Origin of the sequence: Pseudomonas sp. GL-R-26 (genome assembly GCF_019947365.1) — a bacterium.
Lineage (GTDB): Bacteria > Pseudomonadota > Gammaproteobacteria > Pseudomonadales > Pseudomonadaceae > Aquipseudomonas.
Window position 1 is genome coordinate 1 of sequence record NZ_JAGYGI010000029.1, and the last position, 21,901, is coordinate 21,901.

The 21,901-nt window shown below is 60.8% G+C and carries 13 protein-coding genes; 6 read left to right on the forward strand and 7 right to left on the reverse strand.

Annotation, left to right across the window (positions count from 1 at the left end; genetic code table 11):
- Window positions 1-200 precede the first annotated feature (200 nt).
- The 3 genes from zipA to KGA96_RS24055 form a co-directional block, all read right to left on the reverse strand.
- Entirely contained in the window at window positions 201-1,061 is an 861-nt protein-coding gene (gene zipA, locus KGA96_RS24045; RefSeq protein ID WP_046042866.1) for a cell division protein ZipA, read from the reverse strand.
- A gap of 258 nt (window positions 1,062-1,319) precedes the next feature.
- Entirely contained in the window at window positions 1,320-4,808 is a 3,489-nt protein-coding gene (gene smc / locus KGA96_RS24050) for a chromosome segregation protein SMC (protein ID WP_223515163.1), read from the reverse strand.
- 2 nt (window positions 4,809-4,810) lie between these two features.
- On the reverse strand, window positions 4,811-5,470 hold the full coding sequence (locus KGA96_RS24055; protein WP_046042869.1) for a GntR family transcriptional regulator: 660 nt from the start codon (window positions 5,468-5,470) through the stop codon (window positions 4,811-4,813).
- Window positions 5,471-5,748: 278 nt separating this feature from the next.
- Between KGA96_RS24055 and xdhA the strand changes: the two genes are divergently transcribed.
- The 4 genes from xdhA (at window position 5,749) to guaD (ending at window position 11,899) form a co-directional block, all read left to right on the forward strand.
- The gene (gene xdhA, locus KGA96_RS24060) at window positions 5,749-7,203 is read left to right on the forward strand and encodes a xanthine dehydrogenase small subunit (RefSeq protein WP_046042870.1); all 1,455 of its coding nucleotides are present in this window, start codon (window positions 5,749-5,751) and stop codon (window positions 7,201-7,203) included.
- Complete coding sequence (gene xdhB, locus KGA96_RS24065; protein ID WP_046042871.1) at window positions 7,196-9,595, forward strand: xanthine dehydrogenase molybdopterin binding subunit; 2,400 nt, start codon at window positions 7,196-7,198, stop codon at window positions 9,593-9,595. Before xdhA ends, xdhB begins: the two co-directional genes overlap by 8 nt.
- Before the next feature lie 118 nt (window positions 9,596-9,713).
- Window positions 9,714-10,571, forward strand: a complete 858-nt coding sequence (xdhC, locus tag KGA96_RS24070; RefSeq protein ID WP_223515165.1) for a xanthine dehydrogenase accessory protein XdhC — start codon at window positions 9,714-9,716, stop codon at window positions 10,569-10,571.
- 23 nt (window positions 10,572-10,594) lie between these two features.
- Entirely contained in the window at window positions 10,595-11,899 is a 1,305-nt protein-coding gene (gene guaD / locus KGA96_RS24075; protein WP_046042873.1) for a guanine deaminase, read from the forward strand.
- A gap of 154 nt (window positions 11,900-12,053) precedes the next feature.
- On the opposite strand, the gene KGA96_RS24080 is transcribed toward guaD, so the two are convergent.
- Window positions 12,054-12,818 (reverse strand): GntR family transcriptional regulator, encoded by a 765-nt coding sequence (locus KGA96_RS24080; RefSeq protein WP_007971481.1) that lies wholly within the window; start codon window positions 12,816-12,818, stop codon window positions 12,054-12,056.
- 411 nt (window positions 12,819-13,229) lie between these two features.
- Between KGA96_RS24080 and KGA96_RS24085 the strand changes: the two genes are divergently transcribed.
- The gene (locus KGA96_RS24085; protein WP_046042874.1) at window positions 13,230-14,423 is read left to right on the forward strand and encodes a benzoate/H(+) symporter BenE family transporter; all 1,194 of its coding nucleotides are present in this window, start codon (window positions 13,230-13,232) and stop codon (window positions 14,421-14,423) included.
- Between the two features lie 72 nt (window positions 14,424-14,495).
- Here the strand turns inward: KGA96_RS24085 and KGA96_RS24090 are convergent, their stop codons facing one another.
- Window positions 14,496-14,837: a YggL family protein gene (locus KGA96_RS24090; protein WP_046042876.1), complete on the reverse strand. Its 342-nt coding sequence runs from the start codon at window positions 14,835-14,837 to the stop codon at window positions 14,496-14,498.
- A gap of 234 nt (window positions 14,838-15,071) precedes the next feature.
- Between KGA96_RS24090 and dacB the strand changes: the two genes are divergently transcribed.
- A complete protein-coding gene (gene dacB, locus KGA96_RS24095) occupies window positions 15,072-16,532 on the forward strand; it encodes a D-alanyl-D-alanine carboxypeptidase/D-alanyl-D-alanine-endopeptidase (RefSeq protein ID WP_046042878.1) in 1,461 nt (486 codons plus the stop codon).
- Between the two features lie 138 nt (window positions 16,533-16,670).
- Here the strand turns inward: dacB and KGA96_RS24100 are convergent, their stop codons facing one another.
- Both KGA96_RS24100 and rlmKL read right to left on the reverse strand, forming a co-directional pair.
- Window positions 16,671-19,070: a GGDEF domain-containing protein gene (locus tag KGA96_RS24100; protein WP_046042879.1), complete on the reverse strand. Its 2,400-nt coding sequence runs from the start codon at window positions 19,068-19,070 to the stop codon at window positions 16,671-16,673.
- Window positions 19,071-19,213: 143 nt separating this feature from the next.
- Complete coding sequence (gene rlmKL, locus KGA96_RS24105; RefSeq protein WP_046042880.1) at window positions 19,214-21,484, reverse strand: bifunctional 23S rRNA (guanine(2069)-N(7))-methyltransferase RlmK/23S rRNA (guanine(2445)-N(2))-methyltransferase RlmL; 2,271 nt, start codon at window positions 21,482-21,484, stop codon at window positions 19,214-19,216.
- Window positions 21,485-21,901 lie beyond the last annotated feature (417 nt).

The following is a 21,901-nucleotide window of genomic DNA, read 5'->3' on the forward strand; positions in this document are numbered from 1 at the left end:
ACCCTTGCCTCTGGCTAACACTTCCCCTTGCCGGGTGTGTAGAGGACTTTCACCTCCAAGTCACCAGCGAGGCCACCACAGCCAAGCTGGTTGCGCTTACGCGCAACGCGCCATGCCTGGCGCACAAGCAAAAGAGCAGCCGAGGCTGCTCAATCTGTTTGCCGATTATCCCGCGCACCGCGCGGGAACAACCATTTCAATCAACGTTTCTGGGTCAGGGCGCGGCGTTCGAACTCGACGATTCGCTGACGGTAGTGCTCGATCGTCTGGGCGGTCAGTACGCTGCGCTGGTCGTCTTTCAGCTCACCGTTGAGCTCCTGGGACAATTTACGCGCCGCTGCCACCATCACGTCGAAGGCTTGCTTCGGATGGCGAGGGCCTGGCAGACCGAGGAAGAAGCTCACTGCCGGGGTGCTGAAGTGGTCGATGTCGTCCAGATCGAATACGCCAGGCTTGACGGCGTTGGCCATGGAGAACAGCACTTCACCGTTGCCGGCCATGCTTTCGTGACGGTGGAAAATATCCATCTCGCCGAAACGCAAACCGCTCTCCAGAATGTTCTGCAACAGCGCCGGGCCCTTGAAGCCGGCAGCGTCGCGGCAGATCACGCTGATCACAAGCACTTCTTCCGCTTGTGGCTGATCTTTGTCGTTGACCGCTGGCGCGGACTTGGTGTCATCCGGGAAATCGCCGTCGCGGCTGCTGAAGCTCGGGCCGCCGTCCAGATCCAGGCTGAGGTTCATGTCTCCCTGGGAAGGCTCGCTGTGGCCACGCTTGCCGCGCTTGGAGCCCGACTCGCGAGGCTCGCGGGCCGGCATGCTCACCGACGGCAGATCGTGCTCGTCCAGTTGCGGCTCTTTATGCGTGTCCAGCACGCGCGGCGGGCCCAGCAGCTCGGCGCTGGAGCCGCTGTCCTCGTCCGGCAGATTGGACAGACTTCGATCAAGACGGAACTTCAGTTTTCCCTTGCCGCCGCGCATACGGCGCCAGCCATCGAAAAGAATACCGGCAATGACAATAATGCCGATGACGATCAGCCACTCGCGCAGACCGATTTCCATGTAATCCCGTGCCTCTATAAAAAATGCTGAAAAATAAGGGGTTTACAACCTGCAAACCGCTTTAAAACGTGGCGCCAACTCTATGTTCTGACAGGCGTTTTGCCCACGTATACGAAAAATTGACATTAAACTAGCACGACCAAAGGCAACTTTACACCGTCTACCACGTTGGCTGACGCGAATATGTCGATTGGCCAGCAAGTCGAAGCCAGGAAAAGAGTCCTACATACCGTAAACCCTCTTTCCTACAACCACGACTCAGGCATCCACCATCGCCATCGCCTCCTCGACATCCACCGCCACCAGACGTGAACAACCGGGTTCGTGCATCGTCACACCCATCAGTTGTTCGGCCATTTCCATGGCGATCTTGTTGTGGGTGATATAGATGAACTGCACTGTCTGTGACATCTCTTTTACCAATCGCGCGTAGCGTCCAACGTTAGCGTCATCCAGTGGCGCGTCAACCTCATCGAGCATGCAGAACGGCGCCGGGTTCAATTTGAAGATCGCAAAAACCAGGGCCAATGCGGTCAGGGCTTTTTCGCCGCCGGAGAGCAAATGGATGGTGCTGTTCTTCTTTCCGGGCGGCTGCGCCATGATTGTTACCCCTGTATCGAGTAAATCTTCGCCCGTCAGTTCCAAATACGCGCGACCTCCACCGAAAACTTTTGGGAAAAGCGCCTGTAAACCGCCATTGATCTGATCAAAGGTATCCTTGAAACGGTTACGGGTTTCCTTGTCGATCTTGCGAATCACGTTCTCAAGAGTATCGAGCGCTTCCACCAGATCGTCGTTCTGCGCATCCAGATAACGTTTACGTTCCGATTGTTGCTGGTACTCATCGATGGCCGCCAGGTTGATCGCTCCCAGACGCTGAATCCTCGCGGCGATGCGCTCGAGTTCTTCCTCGGCGTCCTTCTCGCTGGCCTCGGCGGTCAACGTCGCGAGTACGCCGTGGAGATCGTAGCCGTCTTCCAGCAATTGGTCCTGCAAGGTCTTGCGGCGCACGGTCAGGGCTTGCCATTCCATGCGCTGGGTTTCGAGCTGACTGCGAATCAACTGGGATTGTTGTTCGGCCTGGCTGCGGCGCTTCTCGGCGTCGCGCAGTTCGCGGTCGGCGTCTTCGAGGGCGATCTGCGCGGTCTTGAGTTCTTCGTCGACGGTCATGCGCTTGTCGAGCAATTCCTCGAGCTTCAAACGCAGCTCTTCCAACGGAGCTTCGCCCTCCTCCAGATTGAGGCTCAGTTGCTCGCGTTTTTCAGTCAGCCGCTCGGATTGCATCTCCAGACGCTCCAGCGCCTGACGCGTTGAATCGTGCTGGGCCTTGAGCGAACCCAGACGCACCGCCAGCTGATGGGCGTGATCCTTGTGCTGCCGCGCTTCCTGGCGCACCCGGTCCAGGCGTTCGCGCAGGCTGTCGCGCTGGGCCAGCAGCAACTCACGCTGCTCGGTGTCCAGCGCCATGCTGTCGAGGGCTTCCTGCAATTGCAGGCGCGCCTCACCGATATTTTCGTGTTCCAGCGCTCGCTGCTCATCGAGTTCGACAAGCTCTTCGTCGAGGCGGGTACGACGCAGGGTCAATTGTTCGGCCTTAGCTTTGCCGGCGGACAATTGAGCCTTCAATTCACCTTGCTGACGCGCTTCGTCCTGGAGCAAACGGCGCAAATGCTCGCGACCGTTTTCCTGCTGACGCTGCTGCGCCCTGAGATTCTGCAGACGGGTTTCCAGGGTTTCGACGGCGGCTTCGCGCTCTTCACGCTCAAGGCCCAGTTGCTGGATTTCCTGACCACGGGCGAGCACGCCGCTTTCCGCTTCACTGGCCCGACGCACCCGCAGGAAATGCCGACCGACCCAGTAACCGTCACGGCTGATCAGGCTCTGCCCGGCAGCCAATTGGCTCCGCAAGGCCAAGGCCTGTTCGAGACTGTCCACCGGACTGACCTGCCCCAGCCATGGCGACAGATCGAGCTGCGCCTCGACCTTGTCCAGCAAACTGCCCGGCACCCGTACGCCATCGCTGGACGGGCTGAGCAAGCGCAAGTCGCCCTGGGCAAAGCCCGACAGATCGAAATCGTTGAAGTCGTCCACCAGCACCGCTTGTAGATCGGCGCCGAGCACGGTTTCCACCGCCAGCTCCCAACCGGCCTCAACCTTCAGGCCTTCGGCCAGGCGCGGGCGATTCGCAAGATTCTGTTCGCGCAGCCATTCGGCGGTGCCGGTACCCGGATCGAGCGCGGCTTGCTGCAAAGCTTCGAGCGAAGCCAGCCGACCGTTGAGGCGCTGCAAATCGCCTTGCGCCTGCTGCTGCGCGGTCAGCGCTTGCTGCAATTCCTGACGCAACTGCTCAAGCTTTTCGACCTGGGCTTCTTCGCTGGTCTGCAAATCCTCAAGTGTCGCTTCGGATTCGGCGAGCTGCTCGCTGAGCGCCATGATCGCCGCGTCTTCCGGGTCCGCCGAGAGCAAGGCGCGTTCTTCGCCTAGACGCTTCTGGCGATCGGCCAGGCGCTCGAGGCTGGTTTCCAGCTGCTGGATCCGCGACTGCTGCACTTCGGCCTGACGGCGCGGCTCGGCGGCGGTGAGGTTGAACGTATCCCACTGCTCTTGCCAGCCGTGCATGGTGGTTTCGGACTCTTCCAGCGCGGCAGCAGCCTCTTCGGCGGCGGCGCTGGTGACTTCCTGCTCCGGGTTGAGCATGTCCAGCTCTTCGCCGAGGGTCAGCAGCAGCGTGCGGTCGTGGCCCAGGTGCGATTCGGTTTCCAGGCGTGCGCGCTCGGCCTCTTTCAGGTCTTCCTGCAACTGGCGCAAACGCTGCTGACCGTGCTGGATGCTCTGCTCGACCCGGGCAATGTCGCCACCGACCGAGTAAAAGCGCCCCTGCACCAGGTTGAAGCGTTCCGAGAGATCGTGGTGCCCGTCACGCAGGCGCTCGATGCTTGCGTCGGCATTACGCTGTTCGGCCACCAGGGCTTCGAAAGAAACTTCCTGGTTACCGATGATCGCTTCACGCTGGCCGACCTGATCGTTCAGCGCCTGCCAGCGCAGGGCCGACAGCTGGGCCTTGAGCTGACGCTCCTCGCCCTTGTATTCCTGATACTTCTTGGCGGCCTCGGCCTGGCGGTGCAAGCGTTCGAGCTGACGCTCAAGCTCTTCGCGAAGGTCGGTCAGGCGCTCAAGGTTTTCGTGGGTGCGGCGGATGCGGTTTTCCGTCTCGCGCCGGCGCTCCTTGTACTTGGAGATGCCTGCGGCTTCTTCGATGAAATTACGCAGGTCTTCGGGCTTGGACTCGATCAGCTTGGAGATCATCCCCTGCTCGATGATCGAGTAGCTGCGCGGGCCAAGGCCGGTGCCGAGGAAGATATCGGTGATGTCGCGGCGCCGGCATTTGGTGCCGTTGAGGTAATAGGTGGTCTGGCTGTCGCGGGTCACTTTGCGGCGAATGGAAATTTCCGCGTAGGCGGCGTATTCCCCGAGCAAGGTGCCGTCGGAGTTGTCGAACACCAGTTCGATGCTCGCCTGGCTCACTGGCTTTCGGCTGGTGGAGCCGTTGAAGATGACGTCGGTCATCGATTCGCCGCGCAGGTTCTTCGCCGAACTCTCGCCCATCACCCAGCGCACGGCGTCGATGATGTTCGATTTGCCGCAGCCATTGGGCCCGACCACCGCCGCCATGTTACTGGGGAAGTTTACCGTGGTCGGGTCGACGAAGGACTTGAACCCCGCCAGCTTGATGCACTTGAGCCGCACGCTCAGGCGTCCGTCAGGGCAGAGATCACCAGATCGCAACTGCGCTGGGCATAAGCCGTCAGCACCACGCGAATCTGCGCAAAGTCACGGGCCAGCACGGCTGCGAGCAAGCGCTCGAACAGTTCGAGGAATTCACTCATCGACGCTTTGCGCTGGTCCAGCGCGAGGAAATACGCACGGCTCATGGCCGGCTGCAGATTCTCGACGGTTTCCTGCAAGTACGGGTTGTTGGCGAACGGATACGCGGCGCGCATCACATTGAAGCTGTCGTCGACGAAAGTGCGGATGTCCTGACGCTCGTAGCTGGCTGTCAGGCGTTGCTGGATCTGCACGAACGGCGCCATGTCGGCTTGGGTTTTCCAGCCACTGGCCACCGAGTTACCGAGCAGAATATAGAGTTCGCTCATCAGCGTGCACAGGCTCTGCACCTTGTGCGGCGTGAGTTCGGTGACGTGGGCGCCACGTCGCGGCAGGATCGCGATCAGGTGCCGACGCTCGAGGATCAGCAAGGCCTCGCGGACCGAACCACGACTGACATTGAGGGCCAGCGTGACCTTCTGTTCCTGGATGCGCTCCCCGGGCTTCATTTCGCCGCGAATGATGCGTTCGGCGAGGTGGTGAGCGATTTGCTCGGCGAGGCTGTCCGGCGCCTTGAACGTCATGGTTGTCCTTCAAACTCTTTGATCTGCACAAGCGGCGCAGTGTAGCGCAATTGCTGCATCAGGGCGGAGTGCCCACCCGGAGGTTTTTTGGCACGATTCAAGCAAATTCAAGCAAAAAGGCAGGCTATGGAACCAGCGACAATAATTAAGGAACAGGTGGTTAATCGACAAATTGCAATTTCCTGACCTTTAAGTCAGAAAATCATTGACCGAAAAGTCAGACCTGCTAAATTCAGTTCCTATCGGTTAACAACAATAATGAGTCTGCGAGGCCTTCCGTGATCCAGTTTTTACTAAACCAGGAACTCCGTAGCGAGCACGCCCTGGACCCGAACCTGACCGTGCTCAATTATCTGCGCGACCATGTGGGCAAGCCCGGCACCAAAGAAGGCTGCGCCAGCGGTGACTGCGGCGCCTGCACCGTGGTGGTCGGCGAATTGCAGACGGATGACGACGGCCGCGAACACATTCGCTATCGCAGCCTCAACTCGTGCCTGACCTTCGTGTCGTCCCTGCACGGCAAACAGCTGATCAGCGTCGAAGACCTAAAGCACAAGGGTGAACTGCACAGCGTGCAGAAAGCCATGGTCGAGTGCCACGGTTCGCAATGCGGCTTCTGCACCCCCGGTTTCGTGATGTCGCTGTTTGCCCTGCAAAAGAACAGTGATGCACCGGATCATGCCAAGGCCCACGAAGCACTGGCCGGCAATCTCTGCCGTTGTACCGGCTACCGGCCGATCCTGGAAGCCGCCGAGCAATCCTGCTGTGGCAAGCAGCCGGACCAGTTCGACGCCCGCGAGGCCGACACCATTGCGCGCCTGAAAGCCATTGCCCCGACCGATATCGGCGAACTCAACAGCGGCGACAAACGCTGCCTGGTGCCGCTGACCGTGGCCGACCTGGCCGACCTCTACGACGCTTATCCACAGGCCCGCCTGCTGGCCGGCGGCACCGATCTGGCGCTGGAAGTCACGCAGTTCCACCGCACCCTGCCGGTGATGATCTACGTCGGCAACGTCGCCGAGATGAAGCGCATCGAACGTTTTGACGATCGCCTGGAAATCGGCGCCGCCACCTCCCTCTCCGACTGCTACGAGGCCTTGAATGCCGAGTACCCGGACTTCGGTGAATTGCTGCACCGCTTCGCCTCCTTGCAGATCCGCAACCAGGGCACCCTGGGCGGCAACATCGGCAACGCCTCGCCGATTGGTGACTCGCCGCCCCTGCTGATCGCCCTCGGCGCGCAAATCGTGCTGTGCAAAGGCGAAACCCGCCGCACCCTGGCACTGGAAGATTACTTCATCGATTACCGCGTCACTGCGCGCCAGGAAAGCGAGTTCATCGAGAAAATCATCGTGCCCCGCGCCAGCGTCGAAAAACTGTTCCGCGCCTACAAGATCTCCAAGCGCCTGGACGATGACATTTCCGCCGTGTGCGCCGCCTTCAACATTCGCCTGGAAAACGGCGTAGTCGCTGAAGCCCGCGTCGCCTTCGGCGGCATGGCGGCCATCCCGAAACGCGCTGCTGCCTGCGAGGCCGCATTGCTCGGCTCGCCATTCAACAACGCCACCGTTGAACGCGCCTGCGCTGCCCTGGCAGAAGACTTCACGCCGCTCTCGGACTTCCGCGCCAGCAAGGAATATCGCCTGCTCAGCGCGCAGAACCTGCTGCGCAAATACTTCATCGAACTGCAAACACCGCACATCGAGACTCGGGTGACCGCTTATGTCTAATCATCACGCCGTAGAGAAGACCCAAGCCGAATTGGCTGAACTGTTCGCCAAGGACCTGACCACCGGTGTCGGCCGCAGCGTCAAGCACGACAGCGCCGCCAAGCATGTGGCCGGTGAAGCGCAGTACATCGACGATCGCCTGGAGTTTCCGAACCAGCTGCACGTTTATGCGCGCATGTCGGACCGTGCCCACGCGCGGATCATCAGCATCGACACCTCGCCCTGCTACGCCTTCGAAGGCGTGCGCATCGCCATCACCCACGAAGACGTGCCGGGCCTGAAAGACATCGGCCCGTTGCTGCCGGGCGATCCGCTGCTGGCCATCGACACCGTGCAGTTCGTCGGTCAACCGGTGATCGCCGTGGCGGCGAAAGACCTGGAAACCGCGCGCAAGGCGGCCATGGCCGCGATCATCGAATACGAAGACCTGGAACCTGTGCTGGACGTGGTCGAAGCCCTGCGCAAGCGCCACTTCGTACTCGACAGCCACACCCATCAGCGCGGCGATTCGGCCACGGCACTGGCCACTGCCGAACATCGCATCCAGGGCACGCTGCACATCGGCGGCCAGGAACACTTCTACCTGGAAACCCAGATCTCTTCGGTGATGCCGACCGAAGACGGCGGCATGATCGTCTACTGCTCCACACAAAACCCCACCGAAGTGCAGAAACTGGTGGCCGAAGTGCTGGACGTATCGATGAACAAGATCGTTGTCGACATGCGCCGCATGGGCGGCGGTTTCGGCGGCAAGGAAACCCAGGCGGCGAGCCCGGCATGCCTGTGCGCGGTGATCGCACACCTCACCGGCCAGCCGACCAAGATGCGTCTGCCGCGGGTCGAAGACATGCTGATGACCGGCAAGCGTCACCCGTTCTATGTCGAGTACGACGTCGGCTTCGACAGCACCGGCCGCCTGCACGGCATCAACCTGGAACTGGCCGGCAACTGCGGTTGCTCCCCTGACCTGTCGGCGTCGATCGTCGACCGCGCGATGTTCCATTCGGACAACTCGTACTACCTGGGCGATGCGACCATCAACGGTCACCGCTGCAAGACCAACACTGCGTCGAACACCGCCTACCGTGGTTTCGGCGGCCCCCAAGGCATGGTCGCCATCGAAGAAGTGATGGACGCCATCTCTCGCCATCTGGCCCTGGATCCTTTGGCCGTGCGCAAGGCCAACTACTACGGCAAGACCGAGCGCAACGTCACCCACTACTACCAGACCGTCGAGCACAACATGCTCGAAGAGATGACTGCGGAACTGGAAGAAAGCAGCCAGTACGCCGAACGTCGCGAAGCGATCCGTCGCTACAACGCCAACAGTCCGATCCTGAAAAAAGGCCTGGCGCTGACCCCGGTGAAATTCGGCATTTCCTTCACCGCCAGCTTCCTCAACCAGGCCGGCGCGCTGGTACACGTCTACACCGACGGCAGCATCCACCTCAACCACGGCGGCACCGAAATGGGCCAGGGCCTGAACACCAAGGTCGCGCAGGTCGTGGCTGAAGTGTTCCAGGTGGAAATGGACCGTGTGCAGATCACCGCGACCAACACCGACAAAGTACCGAACACCTCGCCGACCGCCGCTTCCAGCGGTGCCGACCTGAACGGCAAGGCCGCGCAGAACGCTGCCGAAACCATCAAGCAACGTCTGGTGGAATTCGCCGCTCGTCAGTACAAGGTCAGCGAAGAAGACGTGGAGTTCCACAACGGCCACGTGCGGGTCCGCGATCACATCCTGACCTTCGAAGCGTTGATCCAGCAGGCGTACTTCGCCCAGGTGTCGCTATCGAGCACCGGCTTCTACAAGACCCCGAAAATCTACTACGACCGCAGCCAGGCGCGCGGCCGTCCGTTCTACTACTTCGCCTTTGGCGCGGCGTGCTGCGAAGTGCTGGTTGACACCCTGACCGGCGAATACAAGATGCTGCGCACCGACATCCTCCACGACGTCGGCGCCTCGCTGAACCCGGCCATCGACATCGGTCAGGTCGAGGGCGGTTTCATCCAGGGCATGGGCTGGCTGACCATGGAAGAGCTGGTGTGGAACAACAAGGGCAAGCTGATGACCAACGGCCCGGCCAGCTACAAGATCCCGGCCGTGGCGGACATGCCGCTGGACCTGCGGGTGAAGCTGGTGGAAAACCGCAAGAACCCGGAAGACACGGTGTTCCACTCCAAGGCCGTGGGCGAGCCGCCGTTCATGCTCGGCATCGCCTCGTGGTGTGCGATCAAGGACGCCGTGGCGAGCCTTGGTGACTACAAACATCAACCGAAAATCGACGCACCGGCGACCCCGGAGCGAGTGTTGTGGGGCTGCGAGCAGATGCGCCAGCTGAAGGCGGCGAAGGCTGTCGAGGCTGAGACCGAGTTGGCTTCGCTTTAAAGTCCGAGGCGCGCCCATCGCGAGCAGGCTCACTCCTACAGGGGAATGCATTCCAAATGTAGGAGTGAGCCCTCCTCGCGATGAGGCCCGAACAGACAACAGAGATGTTGAGGTGTTTATGTATAACTGGATCGACGCCCTCGCCGACCTGCAAAACCGGGGTGAGCCCTGCGTGTTGGTCACCATCATCGAAGAGCTCGGCTCGACGCCGCGCAACGCTGGCTCGAAGATGGTCATCAGCGCGAACCAGAGCTTCGACACCATCGGTGGCGGGCACCTGGAATACAAGGCCATGAAGATCGCCCGCGAGATGCTCGCCAGCGGCAAGCAGGACACCCATCTGGAGCGCTTCAGCCTCGGTGCCAGCCTCGGCCAGTGCTGCGGTGGTGCAACTGTTTTGCTGTTCGAACCGATGGGCCAGGTTCAAGCGCAGATCGCCGTGTTCGGTGCCGGCCACGTCGGGCGCGCTTTGGTGCCGCTGCTGGCCAGCCTGCCCTGCAGGGTGCGCTGGATCGATTCGCGGGAAGATGAATTCCCCGAGCAGATCCCCCATGGCGTGCGCAAGATCGTCAGCGAAGAACCGGTGGATGAAATCGATGATCTGCCGGCCGGCAGCTATTGCATCGTGATGACCCACAACCATCAACTCGACCTCGAACTGACCGCAGCGATCCTCAAGCGCAACGACTTCGCCTACTTCGGCCTGATCGGTTCGAAGACCAAACGGGTGAAGTTCGAACATCGCCTGCGCGACCGCGGTTTCGACCACAGCGTCGTGCAACGCATGCGCTGCCCGATGGGCATCGGCGAAGTCAAAGGCAAGTTGCCTGTGGAAATCGCCATCTCCATCGCCGGCGAAATCATCGCCACCTACAACGTAAACTTCGGCCAGCAGACGTCCAGCGCCGAGCCTATTGCCAAACTGCTGCCCGCCTCACGCCGCAGCCACGCTTCGAAGCAAGCCGCCTCGAACTGACAAGCCTGATATTGAGAACTCACATGCCTTTGACTCGCAAAGCTTACCGCGCCGCCATCCTGCACAGCATCGCCGACCCAGCCGTCGTGGGCATCGAAGCCTCCTACGAGTATTTCGAAGACGGCTTGCTGGTTGTGGATAACGGCCAGATCAGCGCCCTGGGCCACGCCAGCGAACTGCTGCCGACCCTGCCGGCTGATGTCGAAATCACCCACTACCAGGACGCGCTGATCACCCCCGGTTTCATCGACACCCACATCCACCTGCCGCAAACCGGCATGGTCGGCGCCTATGGCGAGCAGTTGCTGGACTGGCTCAACACCTACACCTTCCCGTGCGAAAGCCAGTTCGCCGACAAGGCCCACGCCGACCAGGTCGCGGATATTTTCATCAAGGAACTGCTGCGCAACGGCACCACCACTGCGCTGGTATTCGGCAGCGTGCACCCGCAATCGGTGAACTCGTTCTTCGAAGCCGCCGAGCAGCTCGACCTTCGGATGATCGCCGGCAAGGTGATGATGGACCGCAACGCCCCGGACTACCTGACCGACACCGCCGAATCCAGCTACGTCGAAAGCAAGGCGCTGATCGAGCGCTGGCACGGCAAGGGTCGCCTGCACTACGCGGTCACCCCACGCTTCGCACCGACCAGCACCCCGGAACAGCTGACCCTGGCTGGCCAGTTGCTGACCGAATACCCGGATCTGTACATGCAGACCCACATCAGCGAAAACCTCAAGGAAATCGAGTGGGTCAAGGAGCTGTTCCCGGAGCGCAAGGGCTACCTGGACGTCTACGATCACTACCAGTTGCTCGGCGAGCGCTCGGTGTTCGCCCACGGTGTGCACCTGTGCGATGACGAGTGCGCGCGGCTGGCAGAAACCGGTTCGGCCATCTCGTTCTGCCCGACCTCGAACTTCTTCCTCGGCAGCGGCCTGTTCAACCTGCCGATGGCCGAGAAGCACAAGCTCAATGTCGGCATCGGCACCGATGTGGGCGGCGGCACCAGTTTCTCGCTGCTGCAAACCCTCAACGAAGCCTACAAGGTCATGCAACTGCAAGGTGCGCGCCTGAGCCCGTTCAAGTCGCTGTACCTGGCCACCCTCGGCGGCGCCCGCGCATTGCGCCTGGAAGACAAGATCGGCACCCTGCAACCGGGCACCGACGCCGACTTCCTGGTGCTGGACTACAACGCCACGCCGCTGCTGGGCTATCGCCTGAAGCAGGCCAACAACATCGCCGAGACGTTGTTTGTATTGATGACCCTGGGAGATGACCGGACTGTTCAGCAGACTTATGCGGCGGGGAATCTGGTGCATCAGCGCTAAGTTCTTTTGCGGGCATAAAAAATCCCCCGGCGCTTTTCAGCCCGGGGGATTTTTGTTGCCTGTCAGATCGTCATCGCGAGCAGGCTCACTCCTACATTTGAAATGTGATCCCCTGTAGGAGCGAGCCTGCTCGCGAAAGCAGCGACTCGGTCTATCAGATTTTCGCCGGCGAACGCCCAGGCTTCTTGGTCTGCAACAAATGCGAGAACACCGCATGCAGATCATCCGAAGCACTTTCCTCGTCGAGGTTGAGCTTGCTGTCGATGTGGTCCATGTGATGCATCATCAGGTTCACCGCCAGCTCAGCGTCGCGCTTCTCGATGGCGTCGATCAACTGGGTGTGCTCGTCGTAGGAGCAGTGGGAACGGTTGCCGCTTTCATACTGGGCGATGATCAGCGACGTCTGGGACACCAGGCTGCGCTGGAAACTGATCAGCGGCGCGTTTTTCGCCGCTTCGGCCAGCTTCAGGTGGAACTCACCCGACAGGCGGATGCCGGCACCACGATCGCCACGGGAGAAGCTGTCGCGTTCGTCGTTGACCATCTGGCGCAATTCGGCAATCTGCTCGGCGGTCGCGTGCTGAACCGCCAGCTCGGTGATCGCTCGCTCCACCAGACGGCGGGCCATGAACACCTGGCGGGCTTCTTCGACGCTAGGGCTGGCGACCACGGCGCCGCGATTCGGACGCAGCAACACCACGCCTTCATGGGCCAGGCGCGACAAGGCGCGGCGAATGATGGTGCGGCTGACCCCAAAAATTTCCCCCAGCGCTTCTTCGCTCAACTTGGTGCCGGGCGCCAGACGCTGCTCGAGGATGGCCTCGAAAATATGCGCGTAGACAATATCGTCCTGGGTACCGCTGCGGCCGGCTTTGCCTGCTCGCGGTTGTTTCTTTAGGGGTTGCAACTGTTCGTTCATGGGCACTCGAGTCGGAAGAACTGCGGCGAATTGACCGCGACTGTAATACGGCACAGTGGGTCGCTGGCAAGTATCGCGTAAAAAACACTGCAATTGTACACAATGGAAGGTGGCAACACGACTGTACGGCTGAATGTTGCCTCGGCTGTATCGCAACGCCTGATTACTTTTGAGTTTAGGCTTAAAACACAAAACTTTTGTCGAGAGACATTTTTGTGGCGAGGGAGCTTGCTCCCGCTCGACTGCGCAGCAGTCGTAAAATCAGCCGACGCATTCCATTGGACACACTGCAGTGCCTTGATTGGGGCTGCTTCGCAGCCCAGCGGGAGCAAGCTCCCTCGCCACACATTTGGGTCAGCCACAAATACCTGCTGGATTCACTGCTTTTATAGACAAGGAACAACACCCGTCATGAACGACGCCACCCACACGCAAATCCGCCCGCTGGCCGACACCTCGCCCTCGGCCATCGTCGCCGGCTTCATCGCCATGATGACCGGCTACACCAGCTCCCTGGTGCTGATGTTCCAGGCCGGGCAAGCGGCCGGCCTGAGCAGCGGGCAGATTTCTTCGTGGATCTGGGCGATTTCCATCGGCATGGCGGTGTGCTCCATTGGCCTGTCCCTGCGCTATCGCACGCCGATCACCATCGCCTGGTCGACCCCCGGCGCCGCGCTGCTGATCACCAGCCTGGGTGGCGTGAGCTACGGCGAAGCCATTGGTGCCTACATCACCTGCGCGGTGCTGGTGACGATTTGCGGGCTGACCGGCAGCTTCGAACGACTGATGAAAAAGATTCCGGCATCCCTGGCCGCCGCCCTGCTGGCGGGGATCCTGTTCAAGATCGGCAGCGAGATTTTCGTCGCGGCGCAACACCGCACCGCCCTGGTACTGGGGATGTTTGTCAGCTATCTGGTGGTCAAGCGCCTGTCGCCGCGCTACGCGGTGTTGGCAGCATTGCTGATCGGCACGGCATTGTCAGGCTTCATGGGGCTGCTGGACTTCAGCGGTTTCCACCTGGAAGTGGCCACGCCGGTCTGGACCACGCCGCACTTCTCCCTCGCCGCGACCATCAGCATCGGCATCCCGCTGTTTGTCGTCGCCATGACCTCACAAAACATGCCCGGCATCGCCGTATTGCGCGCCGATGGTTACACGGTGCCCGCCTCGCCGCTGATTACCACCACCGGCATCGCCAGTTTGCTGCTGGCACCGTTCGGTTCCCACGGGATCAACCTGGCGGCGATCAGCGCAGCGATCTGCACCGGGCCGCACGCCCATGAGGATCGCAACAAGCGCTACACCGCAGCGGTCTGGTGCGGGATTTTCTACGGGATCGCTGGTGTGTTCGGCGCGACGCTCGCGGCATTGTTTGCCGCGCTGCCCAAGGAACTGGTGCTGTCGATTGCGGCGCTGGCGCTGTTCGGCTCGATCATCAACGGCTTGAGCATTGCCATGAGCGAAGTGAAGGAACGTGAAGCGGCGCTGATCACCTTCATGGTCACGGCATCGGGGCTGACGCTGTTTTCCATCGGTTCGGCGTTCTGGGGGATTGTCGCGGGGGTGGTGACGTTGGTGATTCTGAATTGGAGAAAGCAGCCATAAGCTGCAAGCTGCAAGCTGCAAGCTGCAAGCGCATTTAACTTGCCGCTTGCAGCTTGAGGCTTACAACTGCCTTTAAGCCTGATTGATCGGCTTTTCCGGGTACCAGACGTCCAGCAGCGGGCTGACTTCAACGCTGGTCAACTCGGTGCGGCCTTTGAGCCAGGCTTCAACGGCAGCGCGCTGTTCAGCGCTGACCGAGCCACGCTTCTGCAGGCAAACCAGACCGTAGTCGTCGCCGCCAACATAGCCCAGACCGTTGGCTTCCATGGCTTCTTTGAGGAACGCGTCGAGGAAAGCATCAATGGCTTCATCAGCCAAATCTTCTTTGAAATCCAGGTTCAGCTCGAAACCCAGCTCTTGAAATTCATCGACGCACAGTTTTTTGCGCAGACGCTGGGAACGGTTAGTCGCCATTGGAACAATCCTCTTAAGTAATAACGGGCGGCACTTTAGCAGTTTAAGCCGCCGATTGCCTGACTCTCTGGGCCACCACGCCTACCGTCGGTAAAAAAATAGCCGATCAGACAGCCCTCGAACGGCACAAGCCGTGACACCTTGGGGCATAATGCCGACACTTTCATGACCATTGAGGGAATTTATCTCCATGCCCTCTTTATATTTTCCCTCGGCTGTAGGGTTTTATTTCAGATGATCAAATCTTTGCGTCCATTGCTGCTGGCCAGTTTTCTTCTTCCCCTGGCCTTCTCCGTTTCCGCCGCTCCAGTCAATACCGCGTTGTCGCCCAACGTTGAAAAAGCCTTGAAAGCCAGCAAGTTGCAGGACGACGCCCTGTCGCTGGTGATGATCCCGCTCACCGGCCCCGGCACCCCGACGGTGTTCAACGCCGACGTGTCGGTCAACCCGGCGTCGACCATGAAACTGGTCACCACCTACGCGGCGCTGGAAATGCTCGGCCCGAACCACCAGTGGAAAACCGAGTTCTACACCGACGGCACCTTGAGTGGCGGCATTCTCAACGGCAACCTCTACCTCAAGGGTGGCGGCGATCCGAAGCTGAACATGGAAAAACTCTGGCTGCTGATGCGCGACCTGCGCGCCAATGGCGTGACCCAGGTCACCGGCGACCTGGTGCTGGATAAAACCTTCTTCGTGCAACCGCAACTGCCGGAGTTCAATGACGACGGCAACGACGAGAACAAGCCGTTCCTGGTCAAGCCCGACTCGCTGCTGGTCAACCTCAAGGCGCTGCGCTTCGTCGCGCGCAATGACTCGGGCAAGGTGCTGGTCTCGGTGGAGCCGCCGATTGCGAGCATCCGCATCGACAACCAGGTCAAGGCCCTCAATTCCAAGCAATGCACCGGTGGCGTGCGCTACAACCCGGTTGCACAGGCTGACGGCAGCGTGACCGTGACGGTCGGCGGTCAGCTGGGTGAAGGCTGCAGCTCGCAGACTTACCTGTCGCTGCTCGACCACGCGACCTACACCGCCGGCGCCGTCCGTGCGATCTGGAAGGAACTGGGTGGCAGCATTCAGGGCAAGGATGTGCTGGCGCCAACACCGAAAGACGCCAAGGTCCTGGCCCGGGCGTTCTCGCCGGACCTGGCGGAAATCATCCGCGACATCAACAAGTACAGTAACAACACCATGGCCCAGCAGTTGTTCCTGAGTCTCGGCCAACGCTTCCGTACCGATGCCGATGGTGACGACGCCAAGGCTGCCCAGCGTGTCGTGCGTCAGTGGCTGGCGAAAAAGGGCATCACCGCGCCGCACCTGGTGATGGAGAACGGCTCTGGCCTGTCCCGTGCCGAGCGCGTCAGCGCCCGTGAAATGGCCTCGATGCTCGAAGCTGCGTGGCACAGCCCGTATTCCGCCGAGTACATCAGTTCGATGCCGATTGCCGGCACCGACGGCACTATGCGCAAACGCCTGAAGACCACTGCCATGCGCGGTGAAGCCCACGTCAAGACCGGCACCCTGAACACCGTGCGGGCGATTGCCGGTTTCAGTCGCGACGTCAACGGCAACACCTGGGCGGTGGTGGCGATCCTCAACGACAAGGCCCCATTCGGCGCCTCGTCGGTGCTCGATCAGGTGCTGCTGGACCTGTACCGCCAACCGAAACTGCCGCAGACGGCTTCGGTGTTGTAACCCGGACCCTGAGAACTACAGAGATCAACTGTGGGAGCGAGCTTGCTCGCGAAAACGGAATGTCAGTTACATCAATGTTGACTGTACTGACGCTTTCGCGAGCAAGCCCGCTCCCACATTAATCGCGTACAACCCGGGTTAATTCATCTCCTCCTCAACCCGATCCCTTCCCGCCTGCTTCGCCGCATAGACCCCCGAATCCGCGCGCAACAGCAAGGCATCGGCGCCCTCCCCGACCCGCCAACTGGCAATCCCGAAACTGGCGGTGACCGTACCGACGCCTTCAATGGGTGAACAGCGCAGGCCTTGCCACAATTGCTGGGCCAACACATAGGCATGCTCGCCGCTGATATCCGGGCACAGCACCATGAACTCCTCTCCGCCCAAGCGGCAGAACACATCGGTGCGACGCAGCCGGTGGCCGATCCGCTGGCAGACGGCCTGCAACACCCGATCACCGATGGCATGGCCATGCAGGTCATTGATGCGCTTGAAATGGTCGATATCGAGCATGATCACCGACAGATCCCCACCGCCGCGCTCCACCCGGGCCATTTCGATGGTCAGGCGTTCCTGGAAATAACGGCGGTTGTGGATACCGGTCAGGGAATCGGTGACAGACAGCGCGCGCAATTCCTCCTCCACCCGCTTCATATCAGAAATGTCCGAGATGTAGCCGTGCCAGAGCACACCGCCACCAGGCAGTTCCTCCGGCGTGGCCTCGCCACGTACCCAACGCAGACCCCGTTGCGGCAATTGCACGCGGTATTCCTCGCGCCACGGGCTGAGGGTGTCGGCCGAGGCGCGGATCGAGGCACGGACACGGGTGGTGTCCTGGGGGTGAATCCGGGTGAAGATCGCTTCGGCATTGTGCAGCAGCACATCAGGTTCCAGCTCGTAGATCTCGCGAATGCCGTCGCTGGCATAGATCACGCTGAAACGCCCGTCGAACTCCATCTTGAACTGGTAAATGCCACCAGGCACATGGGCGCTGAGTTTCTTCAACAACAGGTCCCGCGCCGCGAGTGCCTCGTGGACCCGTTTGCGTTCGGTGATGTCGATGCACACCGCCAGGTGCCCTACCCACAAGCCTTGCTCGTCAAGCACGGGCGTGGCGAGCATGTTGACCATCAAATGGCTGCCATCGCCACGCACCAGCGTCCACTCCCGCGCCTCGTGGTCGCCCTCCGAGTCGCCTTCGACCAGCATCGCCTGGCAGGTCGGCACCGGTTTGCCATAGCGTGCGCTCAACTCTGCCGAGCGAGCGACCAGCTCCCGGGGCAGGTGCAGGCTCTCCAGGGTCATGTGCCCCACCACCTCGGCGCTGGAATAGCCAAGCATCTGCTCGGCACCGGCGTTGAAGGTGCTGATGACGCCGCGCAGGTCGGTGGCGATGATCGCGACCTGGGTGGCGGCATTCAGCACGCCACGCAACTGGCCATGGGTACCCCGCAGTTCCTGCTCTCGATCGCGCAGCTCCTGGGTGCGTTGCTCCACCAGTTTCAACGCCCGCTGCCGCTGACTGACCAACACATACAGCAAGGCACTGAGCATCACGCTGAGCAACCCACCCAACACCACCACACTGGTCACGGAGGAATGGTTGGCCTTCACGAACGCGTCGCTGGGCTGGATATCGACTTGATAGTCATGATCGGCCATGCGCAACAGGCGCGTGGCGGACAGCTCGCTGATGGCCGGTGGGTTGGGTGACTCGAACAGCACCTCGTGCTGGTCTTCGATCGACAAATCGAGGATGCGCACCGAGAGATAGTCATGGCCGGCGTCCGGCAGTCCGTCCGCCAGCAACTGGCGCATGCTGATCACGGCCATGACATAACCGTAGGGCTTCGCGGCTTTGTGGTCCTGACCGTTGCGCTGCGTGACCGGTGCGACCAGCAGCACGCCGCGCGCATAAGCCGGCTCGATACTCACCAGATGCATCGGTTGCGACACCGCCATGCCGCCATGCTGATCGGCCCGATCAAGCGTGGCACGTCGCAGTGGCTGGGCCAGCAAGTCGTAACCGAGGGGAGCGCCGAGTTTGCTTTGCGTCTGGCTATACAGAACCGCCACGTACTCATCTCGTTCGCCGGCCAGTTGCAATTGGCCGTCGGCGTTGAGTTCTCTCAGGGTGAAGCTGCTCAAGCCTTCGTCACGCACCCGACGCTCGAACGCCGCCCGCTCGTCACGAGTGACCCGCTGGGCATAGGAATACGCCTGGGTTCGCAGCAATAAAGGTTGGGTGTAGCCGTCGAACTCCGCTCGGGACACCGAATCGGAATTGGCGAAAAAGCGGCGCAGGCCGTCGAGGCGCTGCTCCTGATCTTCGAAACGCTCTTCGATACGGCTGTAACGTTCACTGGCCAGCAGTTGGAAACGTTGCCGTAATTGATGGTGAAACAGATTCAGCGTCGACCACGCCAGCAACCCGGTGAGCACCCCGCCGACCAGCAATACCAGCAACGCGACCAACCAGGCCGACGCATCTTCGCTGATAAAACCCAGGATCTTGGGGCGCACGGCGTGCAACGACATAGAACGCAACTCAAAACGCCAGGTGCGGGAAAGCCCTTTGGCCTTGAGGTGTGTTATAGCTATTAGCCACTAATTTGACCAGCACTGATGGGATCCAAGAGCCTTTGAAAATCAAGGCTCTGTGGATCCAGTCACATCAGGTGTCAACGAGCCATGATTCTCCAGGCGCGATGGATCTTGGCGTTGCGGGAAAAATCCGGATCGATGGTCTGGGCAGTGATCTCCTCGACGGCATAACGCTCGCCGAGATTGGCTTCCAGTTCGAACTTGCGGAAGTTGTTGGAGAAGTACAACACGCCGCCAGGCGCCAAGCGCGCCATGGCCAGGTCGATCAGTTGCACCTGGTCACGCTGCACGTCGAAGACACCTTCCATGCGCTTGGAGTTGGAGAACGTCGGCGGGTCGATGAAGATCAGGTCGTACTCGTCACGACTGGCTTCGAGCCACGCCATCACATCACCCTGCTCCAGGCGGTTCTTGTCGGAAAAACCGTTCAGCGACAGGTTGCGACGCGCCCAGTCCAGATAGGTTTTCGACAGGTCGACGCTGGTGGTGCTGCGCGCGCCGCCCTTGGCCGCATGCACACTGGCCGTCGCGGTGTAGCAGTACAGATTGAGGAAGCGTTTGCCGGCCGCCTCTTTCTGGATACGCATGCGCATCGGCCGGTGGTCGAGGAACAGACCGGTATCAAGGTAATCGGTGAGATTCACCAGCAGTTTGATCCCGCCTTCGTTGACCTCGACGAACTTGCCCTGTGCCGCCTGGCGCTCGTACTGCTTGGTGCCGCTCTGACGCTCGCGACGCTTGACCACCACGCGGCTCTTGTCGATGTTCAACGCCTGCGGGATGGCTGCCAGGGCATCGAACATGCGGGCCGAGGCCTTTTCCGGATCGATGGATTTCGGCGCGGCGTATTCCTGGACGTGGACCCAATCGTGATACAGGTCGATAGCCATGGAATATTCCGGCATGTCGGCATCGTACACGCGGTAGCAGTCGATGCCTTCGCGCTTGACCCACTTGCCCTGGGCCTTGAGGTTCTTTTGCAGGCGGTTGGCGAACATCTGCCCGCCTTCGCTCAGGCGCGGCTGCTCGATCACCGGAGCCGGTGCCGGCGTCGGTTTGATCGGGTTGCCGTTTTTGTTGAACTTGCGTTCTTGCGGTTCGTTCGGCGCCTGATCATAGGCGGCTTGCTCGCGCTCGACCTGGCGCTGTTCCGGAGTACGACGCTCGCCGGTGACGAACTGATCCGGCAGCACCTTGATCAGCAGCAGCTTGCACGGCAAGGCGCCGTTCCAGAACGAATACTGTTTGTGGCTGCGGATACCCATGCGCTTGCCCAGGTCCGGCGCGCCGGTGAACACCGCCGCTTCCCAGTTCAGGCAGGCCTGACGCAGGCGCTCGCCGAGGTTCTGGTAGAGGTAGAGCAGGCTCGCCTCATCGCCCAGACGCTCGCCGTACGGAGGGTTGCAGATCACCAGGCCTTTCTGGTTCTGGTCCGGGCGCGGCTCGAAAGTCGCGACTTCGCCCTGGTAGATCTTGATCCACTCGCTCAGGCCGGCACGCTCGACGTTGTTGCGGCCCGGTTGAATCAGCCGTGGATCGGCTTCGTAGCCGCGGATCCACAATGGTGTCTTGGCCAGGCCGGCCGCTGCGCGCTCGGAAGCTTCTTCGTGCAGTTTTTTCCACAGCGCCGGGACGTGACCGAGCCAGGCGGTGAAGCCCCACTGCTCGCGACGCAGGTTCGGCGCGATGTCGGCGGCGATCATCGCCGCTTCCACCAGGAAGGTGCCGACACCGCACATCGGGTCAGCCAGTGCGCCGCCTTCGGCCGCGATACGTGGCCAACCGGAACGGATCAGGATGGCGGCCGCGAGGTTTTCCTTCAGCGGTGCCGCACCTTGCTGCAGGCGATAGCCGCGCTGGTGCAGGCTGTGGCCCGACAGGTCGAGGGACAGAATGGCTTCGCCGCGGTCCAGGCGCAGGTGAATACGCAGGTCCGGGTTGAGCTTGTCGATGGACGGACGATCGCCTTGCGGGGTGCGCAGTTTGTCGACGATGGCGTCCTTGACCTTCAGCGCGCCGAAGTGGGTGTTGTCGATACCCGAGCCATGGCCGCTGAATTCGACGGCAAGGGTGCCGTCATTGAGCATGTGGTCTTGCCACTCGATGTCCAACACGCCGTGGTACAAATCTTCGGCGTCCTTCATCGGGAAACGCTTGAGCACCAGCAGCACTCGGTTGGCCAGGCGCGACCACAGGCACAGGCGATAAGCGGTTTCCATGGTGGCCATGCCGCGTACGGCAGAGGTGTGCTCGCGCGCTTCCTCAAGGCCAAGCCCGACGGCTTCCTCGATGAGCAGGCCTTCAAGGCCTTTTGGGCAAGTGAGGAAGAGTTCGAAATGATCGGACATGGGAATTCCAGAACCTTTAGCTGAGTGACCGGGCAACGCATTGCCGGTCCGGTTTTCAATCAGGCGCTTTTCTCGAAGAGCGCCCGCGTGGCACGAAGGTGTGCCGTTCCACCCCTGCTGCCCGGGTTAAATGAGCTTAGATGCAAGGACAGATAAAAAAGTTGATGCAACAAAATGTCATAAGTCGACCCTTCGTCGAATAGTGCCTCCCGGCAACGGGAGCCATTCTCAGTAAAGGATTAAGCCCATCATCAAGCGCAGGGCCGATCATACCGGGGTTTGGCCAATAAATACGCTACCACCGCTCTGTTACTTATGGCGTTAGCACATGAACGGTTACGTCCTTATGACAAAACGATCATTCCCTCGATGTGACGCATTGGTTAGAACTCAATACAGGTTGGCGCCGCAATGACG

Bases quoted from the DNA above. Each gene is read 5' to 3' on its own strand.
- xdhC (WP_223515165.1), top strand. From the start codon at position 9,714: ATGTATAACTGGATCGACGCCCTCGCCGACCTGCAAAACCGGGGTGAG.
- rlmKL (WP_046042880.1), bottom strand. From the start codon at position 21,484: ATGTCCGATCATTTCGAACTCTTCCTCACTTGCCCAAAAGGCCTTGAA.
- KGA96_RS24085 (WP_046042874.1), top strand. From the start codon at position 13,230: ATGAACGACGCCACCCACACGCAAATCCGCCCGCTGGCCGACACCTCG.
- xdhB (WP_046042871.1), top strand. From the start codon at position 7,196: ATGTCTAATCATCACGCCGTAGAGAAGACCCAAGCCGAATTGGCTGAA.
- guaD (WP_046042873.1), top strand. From the start codon at position 10,595: ATGCCTTTGACTCGCAAAGCTTACCGCGCCGCCATCCTGCACAGCATC.
- KGA96_RS24100 (WP_046042879.1), bottom strand. From the start codon at position 19,070: ATGTCGTTGCACGCCGTGCGCCCCAAGATCCTGGGTTTTATCAGCGAA.
- KGA96_RS24090 (WP_046042876.1), bottom strand. From the start codon at position 14,837: ATGGCGACTAACCGTTCCCAGCGTCTGCGCAAAAAACTGTGCGTCGAT.
- zipA (WP_046042866.1), bottom strand. From the start codon at position 1,061: ATGGAAATCGGTCTGCGCGAGTGGCTGATCGTCATCGGCATTATTGTC.
- KGA96_RS24055 (WP_046042869.1), bottom strand. From the start codon at position 5,470: ATGACGTTCAAGGCGCCGGACAGCCTCGCCGAGCAAATCGCTCACCAC.
- dacB (WP_046042878.1), top strand. From the start codon at position 15,072: ATGATCAAATCTTTGCGTCCATTGCTGCTGGCCAGTTTTCTTCTTCCC.
- KGA96_RS24080 (WP_007971481.1), bottom strand. From the start codon at position 12,818: ATGAACGAACAGTTGCAACCCCTAAAGAAACAACCGCGAGCAGGCAAA.